The sequence below is a fragment of the Streptosporangium sp. CA-115845 genome (assembly GCF_050943795.1).
In the GTDB taxonomy this organism is placed as follows: Bacteria; Actinomycetota; Actinomycetes; order Streptosporangiales; family Streptosporangiaceae; genus Streptosporangium.
The window spans coordinates 4426270-4442677 of the sequence record NZ_CP191988.1 but is presented as its reverse complement, the minus strand read 5'-3'; the positions used below and the strand labels follow the sequence as shown (position 1 = coordinate 4442677).

Genomic DNA, 16408 nt, shown 5'->3' with positions numbered 1-16408 from the left:
CCGAGTTGGGTGCGGGCGAGTATGGCAAACCTCACAACCGCTTCCGGATGACCGCCTGGTGCCTACCTGCAGGCAATGCGGCCCGGCGTGCTCGGGAGCTGTTCCGCGATCAGCTGGCCAAGCTTCCCCTGGCCGCCGACGTGCTCGACGAGCTGGAGATCGTGGTCTCCGAGCTGGTCACCAACGCCACCCGCTACGCCCCCGGACCCTACGAACTACGCCTCCTGCACCACCACGGCCTACCGGTCAGAGCCGAGGTCGTCGACGCCGGAGCCGGAACCACACTCATCGAACACCTCCTGCACCGCCCCCCGCCCATTCCCGAACGTCTCGACGACCTCGAACTCGGCGGCCGGGGCCTGCGGCATCGTCACCGAACTCACCCACGACCGCTGCGGCACCCAATGGACCCGCCTGTGCGGCACCGGCCAACTCGGCACCGGTGTCTGGTTCGACCTCCCCACCCGACCCCGACAGCCCTAACCTCCCCGACCTCCGGGTAGAAGGGATCCCCCGATCCCGCCGCCCCGGAGTCGGTCCACGCCGACGACTCCCCCCTGCCAGGCGTGGACCGTACCGAGGCCGGCGTCCACGGACCCGATCCCCCGTCCGGGACGTCGGCCTCCCCACCCCAAACCACGACGGAAAGCGACGCCTCCATGGTCACCCCGGCCAGCGAACCCCTCCGCCCCAGAGGCCGCCGCCGTCGCCGAGCAGGCCCCGCACGTACCAACCCTCACCCCGCGAACCCCGCGCCCAGCACGGACAACGCCACCGACCTGGCCCGCGACCTGGAATCCCGCCACCCAGGATGGGTCACCCCCTGGCGCCGCCGGGCCCGCCGCTACCGGGCCTTCCCACTCTGGCTCCCCAACGCCCCCGGACCCATCGAAGCCAGAAACGTCCAGGACCTGCTGACCCAGATGAACGACCTCGAACCCGGTCCCCGGCCACACCACGAGGTGCTGTGCTCCAGTGGTGTTCCCAAGGGCCCGACGTCGCCCCAACCGGTGTTTGTGTCGGGGCGCCTGCGGCGGATGGCATGCTGAAAGTGTGATCGAAGCTGACGTCCGCCTGCATATCGCCACCGAGTTGCTGCTGTTCCTGCCCGCGCGCCGGCGAGGCAAGTGGCAGCGGGTGACGCCCGACGGGACATCGACGCTGGGGCATGTCGTGGAGTCGCTTGGCATTCCGCTGCCGGAGGTGGGGCCCTTGACCGTCGAAGGCGCGGAGGTCGGCCCGTCCTACCAGCCCGCCGCCGGTGACGTGATCCATGTTCACGCCGTGCCCCGCCCCCAGCGGGTGCCACTCGAACCGGGACAGCAGGCGCCCAGGTTCCTGCTCGACGTCCACCTGGGCACCCTCGCGCGACGGCTCCGGCTGCTGGGCGTGGACGCGACCTACCACAACGACATGGACGACCCCTCCCTGGTCGTCGAGGCGAACCGGGAACGCCGCGTGCTGCTGACCCAGGACCACGGCCTGCTCTGCCGCCGGGCACTCTGGCTCGGCGCCTACGTACGAGGCATCAAGGCGAACGACCAGCTCCGCGACCTGCTGGAGCGATTCGCGCCACCGCTGCGGCCGTGGACCCGCTGCACGGCCTGCAACGGGGAGTTGATCCCCGTCGAAAAACACGAGATCGACCGCCTGCTGGAGCCCGGGACCAAGCGTTCCTACGACATATACGGCCGATGCTCGGAATGCGGTCAGATCTACTGGCACGGCGCGCACAGCGAGCATCTGGAAGAGATCGTACGATCGGCCATGCGCACGCCCTCCTAGGCGAACAGATCGGCGGCACACAGCCGTACCTGTTCCCGTTCGGCCCGTTCTTCGGCGGTCAGTCCGCCGCCCGGTGCGTACCGCAGGAATCGGGCACTGTCCTACAACCTGGGAACACCGCGAGTTGGAGATCAACAGTGACACAGGCCGGCTACGAGCTGGAGTTCGAGGACACCTTCGAGGGCGACCGCCTCGACGAAGGCCACTGGGTTCCTCGGTACCTGCCCCAGTGGAGCAGCCACGCGGCCTCCGCCGCCCGGTACGAACTGTCCGGCGGATACCTGCACCTGCTGATCGAGGAAGAGCAGCCGCCCTGGTCGCCCGAGCTTGAGGGATCGCTCCGCGTGTCGTCGCTGCAGACCGGTGTCTTCGCCGGGCCGGCGGGAAGCACGATCGGCCAGCATGGGCGCGATTCCAAGGCCGTCGTGCGTGAGGCCCAGCGCAACGTCCGGCTCTACACCCCGCAGTACGGGCTGATCGAAATGCGTGCCAGGGCGATCGACGATCCGAAATGCATGGTCGCGTTATGGATGATCGGCTACGAGGACGAGCCGGAGCGCTCCGCCGAGATATGCATATGTGAGATCTTCGGCCGCGACGTCGGATCGGACAGTGCGAAGATCGGGATGGGGGTTCATCCGTTCGGGGACTCGGAGATCACTGACGACTTCACGGTGGAGACCCTGCCCATCGATGCTCGGGAGTTCCATGTCTACGCCGCCGAATGGACTCCCGAGCACGTAGCCTTCTTCGTCGACGGGCGTCATGTCCGGACGGTTCGTCAGTCGCCGAGCTATCCGATGCAGCTGATGCTGAACATCTACGAATTCCCCGAACAGGGGGAGTCGCCGCGGCCTGAGCATCCCTATCCCAAGCGGTTCACGGTTGACTACATCAGGGGTTATCGTTCCATCGTCTCCGGCTGAGCCGGTCAACGTCACCGCCACAGCCCTACGGTCGCGAGACCATCGCGCTGCTCGCAGGTCGGCTCGTCAAGGCCGTCCTCGCTGCTGACTCCGCGCATCGTATCCGGCCTCCTTGACCGCGGCCGTGATCGCGGTGTCGTCGATCGGGCCGGCACTGTCGACGGTGAGCCGGCCGGTGGCCAGGTCCACCTCGGCACCGGTGACGCCGGGAACCGCGCCGACCTCTTCGGTGACCGAGCTGACGCAGTGGCCACAGGTCATGCCCTTGACCGTGTAGGTGGTGGTCATGACGATCACTCCTTCTGCGCGTTGGTTTCGCCGATCAGGAACGGACGAGCCGGGCGATGGCCTCGGAGGCCTCCTTGATCTTGGCCTCGGCCTCGGGGCCACCCTTGACGGCGGCTTCGGCAACGCAGTGCGCCATGTGCTCTTCCAGCAGGGACAGGGCGAAGGACTGCAGGGCCCGGTTGGCGGCCGAGACCTGGGTGAGGATGTCGATACAGTACTTGTCCTCTTCGACCATCCGCTGCAGGCCGCGCGCCTGGCCCTCGATCCTCCGCAGCCGCCGCAGATGATCCTGCTTGGTATCGGTGTATCCGGCCATTTCCCCCGCCTTTCGTCACCCTCGCGTCATCCGCACTAACACAATACCCCCCTCAGGTATTCCTGGGTGTTGAACACTCATGACGGACCACCCCCGGAGAACCGAGGTCACGCCGCATGTCCGGCAGCGCGACATCGGTGATCGAGGTGTCCGGATTCCTCACACCCGTCCACGGCGGCAGGACGCGACGGAGAGTTCGGGCGCGATGTCGACCCCCACGGGTGAGCGCGCAGGCCTCCGGCCCTTACCCGCACGGGCACCGCCTGCGGGTTTACCTCTAGCCCAGGTGTCGGTACTACGCCTACAGGCCCCACGCGCGTGAACCGGCCACACCGCACCGCGTCCGGCCGGGTACGTCTTCACGACACCGAAAGGCCCTTTCATGATCTCTTTTGTCGTGCCACGTCTGGCCGTCATGGCCGGCCTCACCGCGATCACCGCTGTCACCTCGGCCGGCTGCGGCTCCACCGGCGAGCACGCGACGCCGGCCGCCGGCCGCAACGCTCTCGCACCGGCCGTCGGCGGCACGAGCACGGCCGCGTTCAACGATGCCGACGTGCTGTTCGCCCAGATGATGATCCCCCACCACCGTCAAGCGGTGGAGATGGCCGACCTGGCCGCCACCCGGGCGACGGATGCCCAGGTCAGGAGGCTCGCCGCAACCATCAAGGCCGCCCAGGAGCCGGAGATCGCCACCATGACCGGATGGCTGAAGTCCTGGGGCAGGCCCGAGCCGAGTGCCGGTCACGGCGGGGATCACGGCATGAACCACGGCGAGATGCCGGGCATGATGTCCGAGACCTACATGGCCCGGCTCAGAGCCGCCTCCGGCAAGGACTTCGACAGACTGTTCCTCACCGGGATGATCGCCCATCACCAGGGCGCGGTCACCATGGCCAGGCAGGAGATCGCCAACGGTGCCAATCCGGGTGCCAAGGCACTCGCCGAGCGGATCGCCACCAGCCAGCAGGCCGAGATCGACACCATGAACAGGATCCTGGCCCGACTTTGACCTGAAAGCCGGAGCGCCGGCCCGCGATCCGATGCCCGGCCCAGCCACCACTCCCGGGCCGGCACGAGACAGATAGCGACAATATGTTGCTATAGTTCGCGACATGATGTCGCCAAATTCTCGTCAAAGCTGGCTTCCTCTCTTCGTGCTCGCGGTCGGTATGTCGATGGTCGTCATCGACGCGACGATCGTGAACGTCGCTGTTCCGGCGATGATCGATGATCTGGGGCTCACGGTCACCGATGTGGAGTGGGTCAACTCCCTCTACCTGCTGGTGTTCGCGTCCCTGCTCATCCCGCTGGGCCGTATCGGCGACCAGCGTGGCAGGCCACAGCTGTTCGCCGCGGGCATCGTGGTCTTCCTGGTGGCAAGCCTGCTGGCGGCGATCGCGGGGAGCGGCGCGATACTGATCGGGGCCAGAGGGATCCAGGGAGTGGGCGCCGCGATGGCCATCCCCATGACGCTCGCGATCATCAACTCCACCTACTTCGGCAGGCAGCGGGTGATCGGATTCGCGATCTGGGGTTCGATCGTCGGCGGCATGACCGCCATCGGGCCGCTGCTCGGCGGCTGGCTGGTCACCGACTACGGCTGGCGCGCGGCGTTCTGGATCAACCTGCCCATCGGCGCGCTGGTCCTGCTCGGCGCACTGCGCATCCCCGCCTCCCGTGAGGATCGGGCCACCGGTCACGACCCGCTGGGCATCGTGCTGATCGTGCTGGGCATGTTCTCCATCGTCTTCGGCCTCATCGAGGGTCAGAAGTACGGCTGGCTCGCTCCCCTGCGGACCGCCGAACTCTTCGGACTGCGGTTCGAGGGGGTCTCCCCGGCCCCCTTCGCGTTCGGCATCGGCATCCTGGCCGTGGCCGCCTTCATTCTGCTGGAGCGGCGACGCGAGCGGGCCGGGCGCCCCACGCTGATCGACCTGACGCTGTTCACGCTGCCCGGCTTCCGCTACGGCGCGATGGCCGCGATGATCGTGACGCTGGGCGAGTTCGGCGTGATCCTGGTGCTGCCGCTGTTCCTGCAGTCGGCGCTCGGCCACAGCGCGTTCACGGCCGGCCTCATCATCGCCACCCTCGCCATCGGCGCCTTCCTGGCCGGCGGCGTGGTCCCCAGTTTGACCAAGAAGTTGAGCTCACGGACGGTCGTGCAGATCGGCCTCGCCCTGGAGGTCGTGGGCGCCATCGGCATCGGCCTCTCCCTCGAGGCCGGCATGAGCCTGTGGCGGCTCGTGCCCTGGATGCTCGTCTACGGCATCGGCATCGGCTTCGCCACGGCCCAGCTCACGAGCGTGCTGATGGCCGACGTGCCCACCCGGCAGTCAGGTCAGGCCTCCGGGTTGCAGAGCGCGATCCGCCAGCTCGGTGCGGGGCTGGGAGTCGCCATCCTGGGCGGGGTGCTGGTCACCGGACTCGGCTCGTCGGTCGAGAAGAACATGGCGACCTACCCGGAGCAGGTCCGCACAGGCGTGGCGAACGCCGTGCAGGAGAGCGGTGGTGCGGCCATCCCGGGGCTGAGCGATCCAGCCGTCCATAAGGCGGCGGTCGCGGGCGCCGCGGAGGCGACCCGCAGGGTGCCGGTCATAACCGGGCTGCTCCTGCTGGCCGGGCTCGGCCTCACGTTCCTGCTCCCGCGCACTGCCGCTCCCACCCGGGACCGCGAGGACGGAGACGGGGACGGGGACGGGGACAATGACGGGGACGAAGCAGGGACGCCCGAGCCGGATACTGGAGGGCGCCACCAGGAGGTGTAGATGCCAAGGATCAGCGCGGCGACCGTCGCCGACCATCGGGCCAACCAGCATGCCGCCCTGCTGGAGGCGGCGCGCGAGATCCTGGCCGCGCAGGGTGTGCACGCGCTCACTCCGGCGGCGGTGGGCGCCAGGATCGGCCTGGCACGATCGAGCGTCTACCGCTACTTCTCCTCCACCGCCGACATCCTCGCCCAGCTCACCGAGGAGGCCTTCCCGCGCTGGGCCGACCGCCTGCGCGCCACCGTGGCGGAGCCCACGTCCGACGGGCCCGCCGTGTCGCTCGACGAGCGGGTCCGGGCGTACGGCAGGATCGCGCTGGAGTTCGTCGGCAGCCCCGACTACGCGCTGGTCCCGGCGACACAGACGCTCGGACTGCCGCCCGAGTGCCTGGCACGGCTGAACGAGCTGCACGAGTCGCTCATCGAACCGCTCGGCGACGTGCTCCGCGAGGCGGGATGTGACCATCCCGCGCTGCGGGCCGAACTCGCGTGGGGCGTGCTCCGTGCGGGCACCCGGCGCCTCGTCTCGGAGTCCTCCGGCGGCCCCGGCGCGGAAGACACGACCGAGATCATCGAGATCACCCTCGACATGTTCTGCCGGACTCTGCGCTGACCTACCGCCGGTCAAAATGACGGCGCTTTCCGAGTCCCCGCCCCGCCCGGCCTCGGCGGTCAGGAGAACAGGGCCCGGCCCCAGTAGTCGCCCGCGTCGCGTACGCCCGGCGGGCAGGCGAACAGGGCGCTGGAGACGTGCTTGATGTACTCGTTGAGGGAGTCCTTGCCCGCCAGGGAGCGCTGCACGGTGACGAACTGGCGGTGAGGGTCTCGCTGGTAGGCCATGAAGAACAGGCCGGCGTCCAGCCGGCCCAGGCCGTCGGAGCCGTCCACGTAGTTGTAGCCGCGGCGCAGCAGGTGCGCGCCGCCGTTGTGGGACGGGTGGGCGAGCCGCACGTGCGCGTCGTCGAAGATCAGGGCCTTTCCGTCGGAGCCCTTGGCCTCGAAGTCGATCAGGTCGAACTCGCTCTTCTTGCCCAGCGGGGCGCCCTCTCCCTTGTCCCGGCCGAAGATCTGCTCCTGCTCTGCCAGCGGTGCCCGGTCCCAGGTCTCGACCAGCATCCGGATCTTGCGGGTGACCAGGTAACTGCCACCGGTCATCCAGTCGGAGCCGTCACCTGGCCCCACCCAGAGCTGCTCCTTCAACAGCGACACGTCCTCCAGCTTGAGGTTGGCGGTGCCGTCCTTGAACCCCATCAGGTTGCGCGGCGTCGCCTGCGCGCGCGAGGTCGACGAGGTACGGCCGAAGCCGAGCTGGGACCAGCGCACCGAAACCCGGCCAAAGCCGATGCGCGCCAGGTTACGGATGGCGTGCACCGCCACCTGCGGGTCGTGCGCGCACGCCTGCACGCACAGGTCACCGCCGGAGATCTCCGGCAGCAGCGCGTCGCCGGGCAGGTGCGGCAGGTCGGCCAGCGCGGCCGGCCTGCGCGAGGCCAGCCCGAACCGGTCGTCGAAGAGCGATCCGCCGAAGCCGACGGTCAGCGTCAGCCCGGAGGCGGGCAGGCCGAGCGCCTCGCCGGTGTCGTCCGGCGGCGCCTCCGGCTGGCCACCGACCGCGCCGAACGTGCCCGCCTCCTGGCCCTGAGTCATCCTGGCCGCGGCGGCGGTCCACTCCTGGAGCAGCTCGGCCAGCTCCGCCTTCTTCTCGGTGATGACGTCGAAGGAGACGAAGTGCAGCCGGTCCTGTGCCGGGGTGACGATGCCCGCCTGGTGCTCGCCGTAGAAGGGAACCGCGTCGGAGACGGAGGCGACCGTGGTGGGCGCGGGCTCGTCACCGATCCCGCGCACCGCGATCACACCCGCGCCGGCGACCGCCACGCCGGCCGCCCCCATGCCGAACAGCTTCCTGCGGCTGATCCGCTCGTTCATCGCACCCCTCCCCCACACACGGAACGATCGTTACTTTGCCACCACCGCGGCGATCTTACTGATCGGCTCGGCGAGCGCGTTGATCGCGTCTGACAGCTTCTTGAGGTCGTCCTTGGACAGCTCGGTGTGCAGCTTCCAGCCTTCGCCCTTCTGGTGCGCACCGAGCGCGGCCTCGGCCCCGGCGAACTTCTCGTCCAGCGTCTTCACCAGTTCGGGGGCGCGCTCCTCCAGGACGGGGCGGAGCGACTGAACCGCGGCCTTGGAACCCTGCAGGTTGGCGTCGAAGTCCCACAGGTCGGTGTGCGAGTAGCGGTCCTCCTCACCGGTGATCTTCCCGGAGGCCACCTCGTCGAGCAGGCCCTTGGCACCGTTGGCCAGCAGCACCGGCGACAGCTCGGCGGAGTTGGCCTGCTCCACGATGGTCTTGATGTCGGCCATCAGCTTGTCGGCGATCGGGCCGTCCTTGCTGATGTCCTTCTTGACCCAGAGGTCCTTCTCGATCCGGTGGAAGCCGGTCCACTCCTCCCCCTCGGCCACGTCGTTCTCCCGGGCGTCGATGGCCGGGTCGAGGTCGCCGAAGATCTCCGCGACCGGCTCGATCCGCTCCCAGTAGGTGCGGGAGACCGGGAAGAGCGCCTTGGCCTTCTCGATGTCCTCGGCCTTGACCGCGTCGACGAACTCCTGCGCCTTGATCAGCAGCGTGTCGCTCTGCGACTTGATGTAGCGCTTGTAGCCGGCGGTCGCCTCGGCGAGCTGGGCGTCGTCGCTGAGCGGCTTGTGCTCGCCGGTGACCTTGAGCGGGCTGCGGACACCCTTGCCGACCATGCCGGGCTTGCAGGTGGCCTCGTAGCTGCCGGCCGGCAGCTCGACGATCACCTCGCGGGTCAGGCCCGGCACGATGTTCTCCACCTCGCCCATGACCCGGTCACCGGGTGCGTAGACGTAGAACTCGGTGACCTTGGCACCGCCGTTGGTGATCGCGAACGTCGAGGTGCCCGCGGCCAGCTCGGTGACGGCGACCTTGCACTCGGTGTCGGTGGCGGCCACCGCGACGGGGCCGCCCTTGGCCGGGGCGGCGGAGGCGCCCGCACCCGTGGCCGCGGTGGGCTCGGAGGAGCAGGCCACGAGGCCGGTGAAGGCGAGTGCACCCGCGGCGATGGCAAGGGAAGTACGCATGATCGTCCTGTTCAGGCGGTTTCAGCCCGCGGGCTGCGGGTCGGTCGACGGGGTGGCGGGTGAGGGCGTCGGGCGGCTACGCCACGGCCGCAGGAAGAGGATAAGCGTGGGCACCGCGTAGAGGGCCCACGCCACCATCTCCAGCACGCTCGGCTGCGGAGTGATGTTGAACATCCCGGACAGCAGGGTGCCGTACCAGGAGTCGGCGGGCAGCACGCCGCTGACGTCGAAGGCGTAGGTGGACAGGCCCGGCAGGACGGCGGCCTCCTGCAGGTCGTGCACGCCGTACTTGAAGATCCCGGCGGCGACCAGGATCAGCAGGAGACCGGTCCAGGTGAAGAACTTGGTCAGGTTGATGCGCATCGCGCTGCGGTAGATGGCCCAGCCCAGCACAACCGAGGTGATCAGGCCCAGACTGATCCCGATCAGCGGGACGGCGGTGGTGGTGGCGCCCTGCACCGAGGCGAAGAACAGCAGCGCGGTCTCCAGGCCCTCGCGCGCCACGGCGAGGAAGGCCATCACGACCACCGCGGTCGCGCCGACCTCCAGGGCCTCGCTCAGCTTGGCGCGCAGGTCGCCGGAGATCGTACGGGCGGCGCCCCGCATCCAGAAGATCATCCAGGTGACGAACACGGTGGCCAGCAGCGAGGTCGTCGCATCGAACAACTCCTGCTGCCGGTGCTCCAGATGGGCGACGGTGAAGGTGAGCAGCGCGCCGAACGCGATCGACAGCACGAGGGCGGCGCCGACCCCGGCCCAGACGAGGGGAAGCCGGTCACGTCGATCGCTTTTGACGAGGAGGGCGACGAGCACGGAGACGACGAGGGCGCCCTCCAAGCCTTCGCGTAGTCCGATGAGATAGCTGGCGAACACCGTCACTCCATGAGATGGAAAGCCTTACCTAAATTAGGGCAGGGCAACCTTACTCTTCACAAGGAGGTAATTCCCACAGGGGTACGAAAGACGTGAACAAGGCGGTGATAATGCCGTATGCGTACGATCAAGCGATTCACGCCATCTTGGGGCGTTCCACGCTTGACACCTCGTACCCTCTCCTACCTCGTCACCGAGGCCTCGGCGGCCCGCAGAGATCGCCAGATCCGCTCGGGAAGCAGCCGGGACGCCTCATCCAGGTCGATGCCGGGAACTCCGGCCAGCCAGCGGCGGGCCGTCTCCGCGACCGGGCCGACGACCAGCATCTCGATCAACTTGTCGGGCAGCTCCACGACCAGCCCCGCCTCGACGTACGGTCGTAGCCAGCCCAGGATCCAGGTCAGCCTGGGCTCCCTCTCCGCCGCGATCAGATCCGCGTGCGCGGCCAGGAAGTCGGCGTAGGCGGAGGCGTGGACGAAGCGCGCGGCGGCCCTGTGCTCGCGGGTGAAGCCGAGATATCCGGTGACCACGGCCCGGACGCCGGCGGCGGCCCGCGCCTCCGTGCCGTCGCGGGGGCCTCCCTCCTGCCCTTGCGGCACCGCGTCGAGTGCGGCGATGACGGCGTCGAGCAGATCGGACAGGCAGCGCGCGTAGAGGGCGGCCGCCAGCCCGTCGAAGCTGCCGAAGTGGTGGTAGAGGCTTCCGACGCTGACGCCGCTGGTAGCGGTCACCGCCGTCATGGTGAAGCCGCCGGTGCCCTTCTCCGCGTAGAGGTCCAGTGCCGCCGCCAGCAGCCGCTCCCGGGTCTCCTCGCCACGCCGATGTCTAGGCGACACCGGTCAGCTCCGCGGCCTGCGTCCACAGTTCTCCCGCCCACGCGGGGTCGGCGGCCACGGAGGCGAGGGGCAGTTCGCGGTCGACGTCGAAGTACCGTCCGGTGCCGGCCTGGTCGAGCGCCAGCCGTACGACCGGAGCCGCGCCGTCGGCCGGTGCCTTCCACAGCAGCTTCGCGATCTTCAGCAGCACCCCCACCGGGCCGCCCCGGTCACCGAGCCCGGTCCTGATCACTCCGGGGTGGACGGCGTCGATCGTGATGCCCCGCGGCTTCCAGCGCTCGGCCCACAGCGGCATCAGCGCCAGGTTGCGGAGCTTGGTGTCGGCGTAGGTGCGCAGGGGAGAGAAGTCCGTACCGGCCGGGGTGCGCACGAGGTCGGCACGGCCCTTGACGTACAGGCCGGCGGTGACCTGGACGACCCTGGTCAGGCGATCCTCCAGCAGGTGGTTGAGCAGGAAGGGCGCCAGGTGGTTGACGGCGAAGGACTCCTCGAACCCGTCCTCGGTGAGCCGCCGCGCCGACGGCCAGACCCCGGCGTTGTGCACCAGCACGTCGAGCCGCGGGCAGGTTCCGGCCAGCGCCTCGGCGACAGCCCGGACCCCTTTCAAAGTTGAGAGATCTCCGGCGACCAGATCGGCGCCGAGCCGGGCGGCCTCGCCCGCCGCGGCGGGATTCCTGGCCACGATCACCACCCGGTGATCGCGGCGGGCGAACTCCTCGGCCGTGGCCAGCCCGATCCCGCGGTTGCCACCGGTGATGACGACGGTAGGTCCCATGGCAAAATCGTAGCCGATTCTAGAGAGTCTCTCTAGAATCGAGAAGCCGCCGGACTGCCGGGCCGCGCGGCCGGCGCCGCACGGCCCGGCAGTCCCTCAGGTGCGGAACGGGCCGGTCACGCAGTAGGTGATCCCTCCGGAGGAGGAACCCGACGTGCCGCGCCGGGAGGAGAAGTACAGGCGATTGCCGGCGGAGGTGAAGGCCGGACCGGTGATCTCCGAGGACGGATTCAAGGTGGCCGAGGCGCCGCCGCCGGGGTCGATCTCCGAGTTGGACACGTAGATCCAGCCGCTGCCGTCGGCGAAACAGGCACCGCCGTCGGGGGCGCTGTGCCAGGTGCAGGAGGTGCCGGAGACCACCTGGCCGGATCGGGCGATCACCTGGCCGGTGAACCCGGCGGGGAGTTGGATGCCGTTGGCGTCGGCGGCCGGCAGGGGACCGTAGGGGCCTGCGGCGTTCTGGGCCGGGGCCGCGAGGGCCATTGACAAAATAAAATTTTATGTACAAGCTTATTTTGTCTTTGAGGGGCGCCCCGGATCGGCCGGGCCTCCGGCTCGCCCGCCGGACGCACCGGTTCCGGCACGTGGGCGAAGGGCCGCTCCGGCGCTCGACGCCCGGACCGGAGAACCACCAAACGGGAGGTACGAGATGTTGCTGGAGAGCAAGAACACCGTGATCTACGGCGGGGGCGGGGTCATCGGCGGCGCGGTCGCCCGCGCCTTCGCCCGTGAGGGGGCGACCGTCTTCCTCGCCGGGCGCACCCTGGCGAGGCTGGAGAAGGTCGCCGAGGAGATCCGCGCCGCCGGCGGGGTGGCGCGGACGGCCGAGGTCGACGCGCTGGACGCGAAGATGGTCGACGAGCACGCCGACGCCGTGGTGGCGGAGGCCGGAAGCATAGACGTGTCCTTCAACCTGATCTCGCACGGTGACGTGCAGGGCACCCCGATGGCCGACATGTCGCCGGAAGACTACGAACGGCCGGTCGTGACCGCGGTGCGGACGATGTTCCTGACCTCGCGGGCCGCCGCCCGCCACATGAGGCGGCAGGGCTCGGGGGTGATCCTGGCGTTCGGCGGCTCGGGTCACCCACTGCGCGACTACTACCTGGGAGGCCTCCAGGTCGCGTTCGAAGCGATCGAGTCCATGCGGAGGCAGCTGGCCTCCGAGCTCGGACCGCACGGCGTGCGCGTCGTGACCCTGCGCACCGGCGGCGTGCCCGAGACCATCCCCGAGGGCTTCGAGGGGCGCGAGGCGATCGTCGGGGGAATCGAGAAGATGACGATGCTCGGGCGGGCCGCGACGCTCGACGACGTGGGCAACGTGGCGGCCTTCGTCGCCTCCGACCGCGCTCGCGCCATGACCGCCGCCACCGCCAACATCAGCTGCGGCTCACTCGTCGACTAGAGGTCTTTTCGGCACGGCGACGGCCCGTGCTCCGCGGCGAGTGACGGTATCGGGCACGTACCGACATATCCACGGCATGTCATAACCAGGCTGGTTCCTTCAACGACGAGGACAACCGGGCCGCGGTGCGTGCCGTGCCCTCCGCTGAGCTCCGCCTGGTCGGGCTCGCGGTGCACGGACCGCGCAACGGGGTCGACAAGGTGCTCAAGGGGCTCGCCCTGCACCCCTGAAAGGGATATCCCCGTCGACGTGGAAGCCCCTGCGTCTGCCTTGTCCTGGGGCGAGGCTCCAGGACAGGAGCGGCCCGGCCCCGTCGACGATGGCGGCCGGGACTACCCGGGTGGCCGGGCGAGCAGATGCCCGCCCGGCCACCCGGCGCGCCGCGGGAACACCCGCGGCGAGCTTTCCCCGGCATGGACGGCACGACCGCGCGTACCCGGTCCACGGTGTCACGGCTCCGTCGGTCAGGGCCTGGTGATCTGGGCGGGAGGTGTCCCCGCGGGCTTGGGAACACGAACGGTCTCGGAAGGCTTCTCTCCCTTGTTACGCGCGGTCAGGGTCGGATAGCAGTCGTAGTAGCAGTAGTAGCGGTCGCAGTACCGCAGATAGCAGATCCAGCCGTGCGCGGCCGTGTGCGAGCAGGCGACCGCCGGTGCCACCTGGGACGACGCGGCGTGGGCGCCGGTCACGGGAAGCACGCCGAGCAGGCCGGCACCGGCCAGAACCGCCCCTGCCAGGCCGATACGGGCACTGCGGATGAAGGTATTCATGATCCTCCTCGGTTACCTACGGAACACAACGCAACCAAAGGTAATCAACCGAATACCTGGAGTCACGCAACCGTCCGCCCCGTGTCGGGACGTCACGGAGCCGTGAGTGAGGACGTTTCGCGGGGTTCGGCGCCACCTTCCAGAACGCCGGTTACGGCTCGACCCCCTGGGGGACCCCCGCCGAGCGCCGGGCGATGGAGCGAACGATCTCTCCGGTGCGGACGGCGGTCATGGACAGCAACGAGGAGGCGATCCCGTGGGTGTCCTCGGTGGCCCCCTGGAGGTAGACGCCCCAGGTCCGGCCGGGGGCGGTGGCGACCCGGTAGTCGCGCTCCACCAGCAGCTCGCCCGTCTCACCCGTGAGGCAGTGCTCGCCCGCCTCGCCGAGCAGGTCTCGCGGGTCGCGCTCGCGGTAGCCGGTCGCGCAGACGACCGCGTCGGCCTCGATCGTGCTCACCTCACCCGTGGGCAGGAAGCACATCCTGACCCGGGCGCTGTCGCCGTCGTCGTCCACGCCGAGCAGACGGGAGGCGTTCAGCATGCGCAGCCGCTCGACGCCGGCGACCTTCTCCGCGTAGGAACGCCGGTAGAGCTCGTCGATGAGGTCGAGGTCCACCACCGAGTAGTTGGTGTTTCTGGAGTAGGCGAGCAGCATGCGCTTCACCTCCTCGGGGGCGGCGAAGAAGTGGTCGACGGCCTGCGGGTCGAAGATGCGGTTGGCGAAGGGGCTGTCGTCGGCCGGCGAGTAACCGTACCTGGTGAAGACGGCGCAGACCTCCGCGGACGGGTAGGTGCGGTGCAGGTGCTCGGCGGCCTCGGCCGCGCTCTGCCCGGCGCCGACCACGACGAACCGTCCTGGGACGCGCTCGCCGAGGGATTCGAGCCGGGCCAGCAGTTCCTCGGTGTGCCAGATCCGCTCGCCCTGCCGCACGCCGTCGGGCAGCACGGGTTCGAGCCCGGCCGCGATCACGAGGTTGCGCGTCAGGCAGGTGTGCAGCTCGTCACCACGCTCCACGACGACCTCGAGGGTGTCGTCGTCGTACGGACGCACCGCGACGACCTCGGAGTCGTAGCGCACCAGACCGGCGAAGGAGGCGGCGACCCATTCCAGGTAGTCGTGGAACTCCAGCCGGGTGGGAAACATGGTCTTGTGGTTGATGAAGTCGACCAGCCTCCCCCTGTCCTGGAGGTAGGACAGAAAGGAGTAGGGGCTTGTCGGATTGCGCAGGGTGACCAGGTCCTTGAGGAAGTGCACCTGCATCGTGGCGCCCTCGATGAGCATGTTGCGGTGCCAGCCGAACCTGGGTTGCCTCTCGAAGAAGACCGCGTTCACGCCGGAGCCGTGCTCCTCTTCCAGGGCCACCGCGAGCGCGAGGTTGGAAGGACCGAAACCGATGCCCACGACGTCATAGACCGGGCTCGACATGTTCGCCTCTCACATGTTGAGGAGATGGTCCCCCACCACCGAGCCGGCGGGGGGAAGGGGCGGACGGGGTGTGTCAGGACGTGCCGACGGCCTTGGCCGCCTCGGCGACCCGCGGCACGATCTGGTCGATCACGTGAGGGACCGCCAGCGGTGTCGGCGTGCGCAGCGGCCAGAACGCGGTGAGGTCCAGCGCCACGTAGGAGCCCCGTCTGACCACGTCGAGGCCGGCGAAGAGCTTGCCGGCCTCGATCCTCTTCTGCGTGGCGGCGTCGTCGTTGTAGTGGCTGAGCAGCAGGTCGACGTCGAGGACCTTGACCTTCTCCATGCTCAGCTCGGCCGCGAAGCCGTCGCCGGGAAGCGTCCTGATCGCCTCGGGCAGCACCAGCCCGAACTGCTCGAAGAGCTGGACGCTGATGTCGGTGTCGGACTTCAGCACGCCGATGTTCCCCGAGGGGAAGACACTGGTCAGCGCGAATTTCTTGCCGGCCAGCTCGGGATAGGTGATCTTGACCGAGTCGATTCTCGCTTCGACGTCGGTGACGAGTTTCTCACCCTCGTCGGCCTTGCCGACCGCCTTGGCGACCTGGCGGGCCACCGTCTGCCAGGAGTCCTCTGCGGGGCCGGTCTCGTAGGCGGTGGTCGGCGCGAGCCGGGAGAGGTTGGCGTACTCCTTGTCGATGTAGTAGTCGCCGCCCGCGAGGATCAGGTCGGGCTTGAGCGCGGCGATCTGCTCCAGCGAGAAACCCGACTCACCGGCCTTCAGCAGCGTCGGCTTGGCCCCGGAGATCCTGGGCGCGGTCCAGGGGGCGAGCCCGTCGGCCTGGACGCCGGTCAGTTCGGCCATGGCGATCGGCTGCACGCCCAGGGCGAGCAGGGTGTCCTGGTCGACCTCGCCGAGGGCGACGATGCGCCGGGGGGCGGATTCGATCGTGGCGGTGCCGAGCTTGTGCGTGATGGTGACCGGGAATCCGGAGGCGGCCTGGGTCGCGGGGGCGCTCGCGGCGGGCTGTTCGCCGCCGCCACCGGCGCACGCGCCCACCAGGCCGAGGCCCAGCAGCAGCGTTCCTGTCGCGGCCAGGCGGCGCATCGTGTCGCGCATGGGTATGGGTGTCCTTCCAGAGCCGGCAAGGGCTCTAAAG

The 16408-nt window shown here is 69.2% G+C and carries 20 protein-coding genes; 9 read left to right on the top strand and 11 right to left on the bottom strand.

All coding sequences use genetic code 11. The annotated features are described in order from the left end of the window. Positions 1-47: 47 nt before the first annotated feature. From ACQP0P_RS22440 to ACQP0P_RS22425, 4 genes are all read left to right on the top strand, one after another. Positions 48-503: an ATP-binding protein gene (locus tag ACQP0P_RS22440; protein ID WP_433380334.1), complete on the top strand. Its 456-nt coding sequence runs from the start codon at positions 48-50 to the stop codon at positions 501-503. Positions 504-566: 63 nt separating this feature from the next. Beyond that, a complete protein-coding gene (locus ACQP0P_RS22435; protein WP_433380331.1) occupies positions 567-1049 on the top strand; it encodes a hypothetical protein in 483 nt (160 codons plus the stop codon). 4 nt (positions 1050-1053) lie between these two features. Then, a complete protein-coding gene (locus ACQP0P_RS22430) occupies positions 1054-1785 on the top strand; it encodes a Mut7-C RNAse domain-containing protein (protein ID WP_433380328.1) in 732 nt (243 codons plus the stop codon). Positions 1786-1922: 137 nt separating this feature from the next. Beyond that, a complete protein-coding gene (locus ACQP0P_RS22425; RefSeq protein ID WP_433380325.1) occupies positions 1923-2711 on the top strand; it encodes a glycoside hydrolase family 16 protein in 789 nt (262 codons plus the stop codon). A 66-nt stretch (positions 2712-2777) separates the two neighbouring features. Here the strand turns inward: ACQP0P_RS22425 and ACQP0P_RS22420 are convergent, their stop codons facing one another. Then, a complete protein-coding gene (locus tag ACQP0P_RS22420; protein ID WP_433380322.1) occupies positions 2778-2999 on the bottom strand; it encodes a heavy-metal-associated domain-containing protein in 222 nt (73 codons plus the stop codon). 34 nt (positions 3000-3033) lie between these two features. Further along, on the bottom strand, positions 3034-3315 hold the full coding sequence (locus ACQP0P_RS22415) for a metal-sensitive transcriptional regulator (RefSeq protein WP_433380319.1): 282 nt from the start codon (positions 3313-3315) through the stop codon (positions 3034-3036). Positions 3316-3697: 382 nt separating this feature from the next. Between ACQP0P_RS22415 and ACQP0P_RS22410 the strand changes: the two genes are divergently transcribed. The 3 genes from ACQP0P_RS22410 (at position 3698) to ACQP0P_RS22400 (ending at position 6695) form a co-directional block, all read left to right on the top strand. Next, positions 3698-4327, top strand: coding sequence for a DUF305 domain-containing protein (locus tag ACQP0P_RS22410; protein ID WP_433380316.1), 630 nt, complete (start codon positions 3698-3700; stop codon positions 4325-4327). A gap of 145 nt (positions 4328-4472) precedes the next feature. Beyond that, positions 4473-6083, top strand: a complete 1611-nt coding sequence (locus ACQP0P_RS22405; protein WP_433380313.1) for an MFS transporter — start codon at positions 4473-4475, stop codon at positions 6081-6083. Beyond that, on the top strand, positions 6084-6695 hold the full coding sequence (locus ACQP0P_RS22400) for a TetR/AcrR family transcriptional regulator (protein ID WP_433380310.1): 612 nt from the start codon (positions 6084-6086) through the stop codon (positions 6693-6695). A 59-nt stretch (positions 6696-6754) separates the two neighbouring features. On the opposite strand, the gene efeB is transcribed toward ACQP0P_RS22400, so the two are convergent. From efeB to ACQP0P_RS22370, 6 genes are all read right to left on the bottom strand, one after another. After that, complete coding sequence (gene efeB / locus ACQP0P_RS22395; protein WP_433380307.1) at positions 6755-8008, bottom strand: iron uptake transporter deferrochelatase/peroxidase subunit; 1254 nt, start codon at positions 8006-8008, stop codon at positions 6755-6757. 30 nt (positions 8009-8038) lie between these two features. After that, on the bottom strand, positions 8039-9184 hold the full coding sequence (gene efeO, locus ACQP0P_RS22390; RefSeq protein WP_433380304.1) for an iron uptake system protein EfeO: 1146 nt from the start codon (positions 9182-9184) through the stop codon (positions 8039-8041). Positions 9185-9205: 21 nt separating this feature from the next. Then, entirely contained in the window at positions 9206-10057 is an 852-nt protein-coding gene (gene efeU / locus ACQP0P_RS22385; RefSeq protein ID WP_433380301.1) for an iron uptake transporter permease EfeU, read from the bottom strand. A gap of 182 nt (positions 10058-10239) precedes the next feature. Continuing rightward, on the bottom strand, positions 10240-10893 hold the full coding sequence (locus ACQP0P_RS22380; protein ID WP_433380298.1) for a TetR/AcrR family transcriptional regulator: 654 nt from the start codon (positions 10891-10893) through the stop codon (positions 10240-10242). Further along, a complete protein-coding gene (locus ACQP0P_RS22375) occupies positions 10883-11668 on the bottom strand; it encodes an SDR family NAD(P)-dependent oxidoreductase (RefSeq protein WP_433380295.1) in 786 nt (261 codons plus the stop codon). The genes ACQP0P_RS22380 and ACQP0P_RS22375 overlap by 11 nt, the downstream gene beginning before the upstream one ends. A gap of 96 nt (positions 11669-11764) precedes the next feature. Then, a complete protein-coding gene (locus ACQP0P_RS22370; RefSeq protein WP_433380292.1) occupies positions 11765-12157 on the bottom strand; it encodes a hypothetical protein in 393 nt (130 codons plus the stop codon). Positions 12158-12317: 160 nt separating this feature from the next. Between ACQP0P_RS22370 and ACQP0P_RS22365 the strand changes: the two genes are divergently transcribed. Beyond that, on the top strand, positions 12318-13073 hold the full coding sequence (locus tag ACQP0P_RS22365) for an SDR family NAD(P)-dependent oxidoreductase (protein WP_433380289.1): 756 nt from the start codon (positions 12318-12320) through the stop codon (positions 13071-13073). A gap of 134 nt (positions 13074-13207) precedes the next feature. Continuing rightward, complete coding sequence (locus tag ACQP0P_RS22360) at positions 13208-13303, top strand: DUF2000 family protein (protein WP_433380286.1); 96 nt, start codon at positions 13208-13210, stop codon at positions 13301-13303. Between the two features lie 234 nt (positions 13304-13537). Here ACQP0P_RS22360 and ACQP0P_RS22355 read toward each other — a convergent pair whose 3' ends face one another. The 3 genes from ACQP0P_RS22355 to ACQP0P_RS22345 form a co-directional block, all read right to left on the bottom strand. After that, complete coding sequence (locus ACQP0P_RS22355; RefSeq protein WP_433380283.1) at positions 13538-13843, bottom strand: hypothetical protein; 306 nt, start codon at positions 13841-13843, stop codon at positions 13538-13540. Positions 13844-13994: 151 nt separating this feature from the next. After that, complete coding sequence (locus ACQP0P_RS22350; protein ID WP_433380280.1) at positions 13995-15269, bottom strand: lysine N(6)-hydroxylase/L-ornithine N(5)-oxygenase family protein; 1275 nt, start codon at positions 15267-15269, stop codon at positions 13995-13997. 73 nt (positions 15270-15342) lie between these two features. Continuing rightward, positions 15343-16368, bottom strand: a complete 1026-nt coding sequence (locus ACQP0P_RS22345) for an iron-siderophore ABC transporter substrate-binding protein (RefSeq protein ID WP_433380277.1) — start codon at positions 16366-16368, stop codon at positions 15343-15345. Positions 16369-16408: the final 40 nt, after the last annotated feature.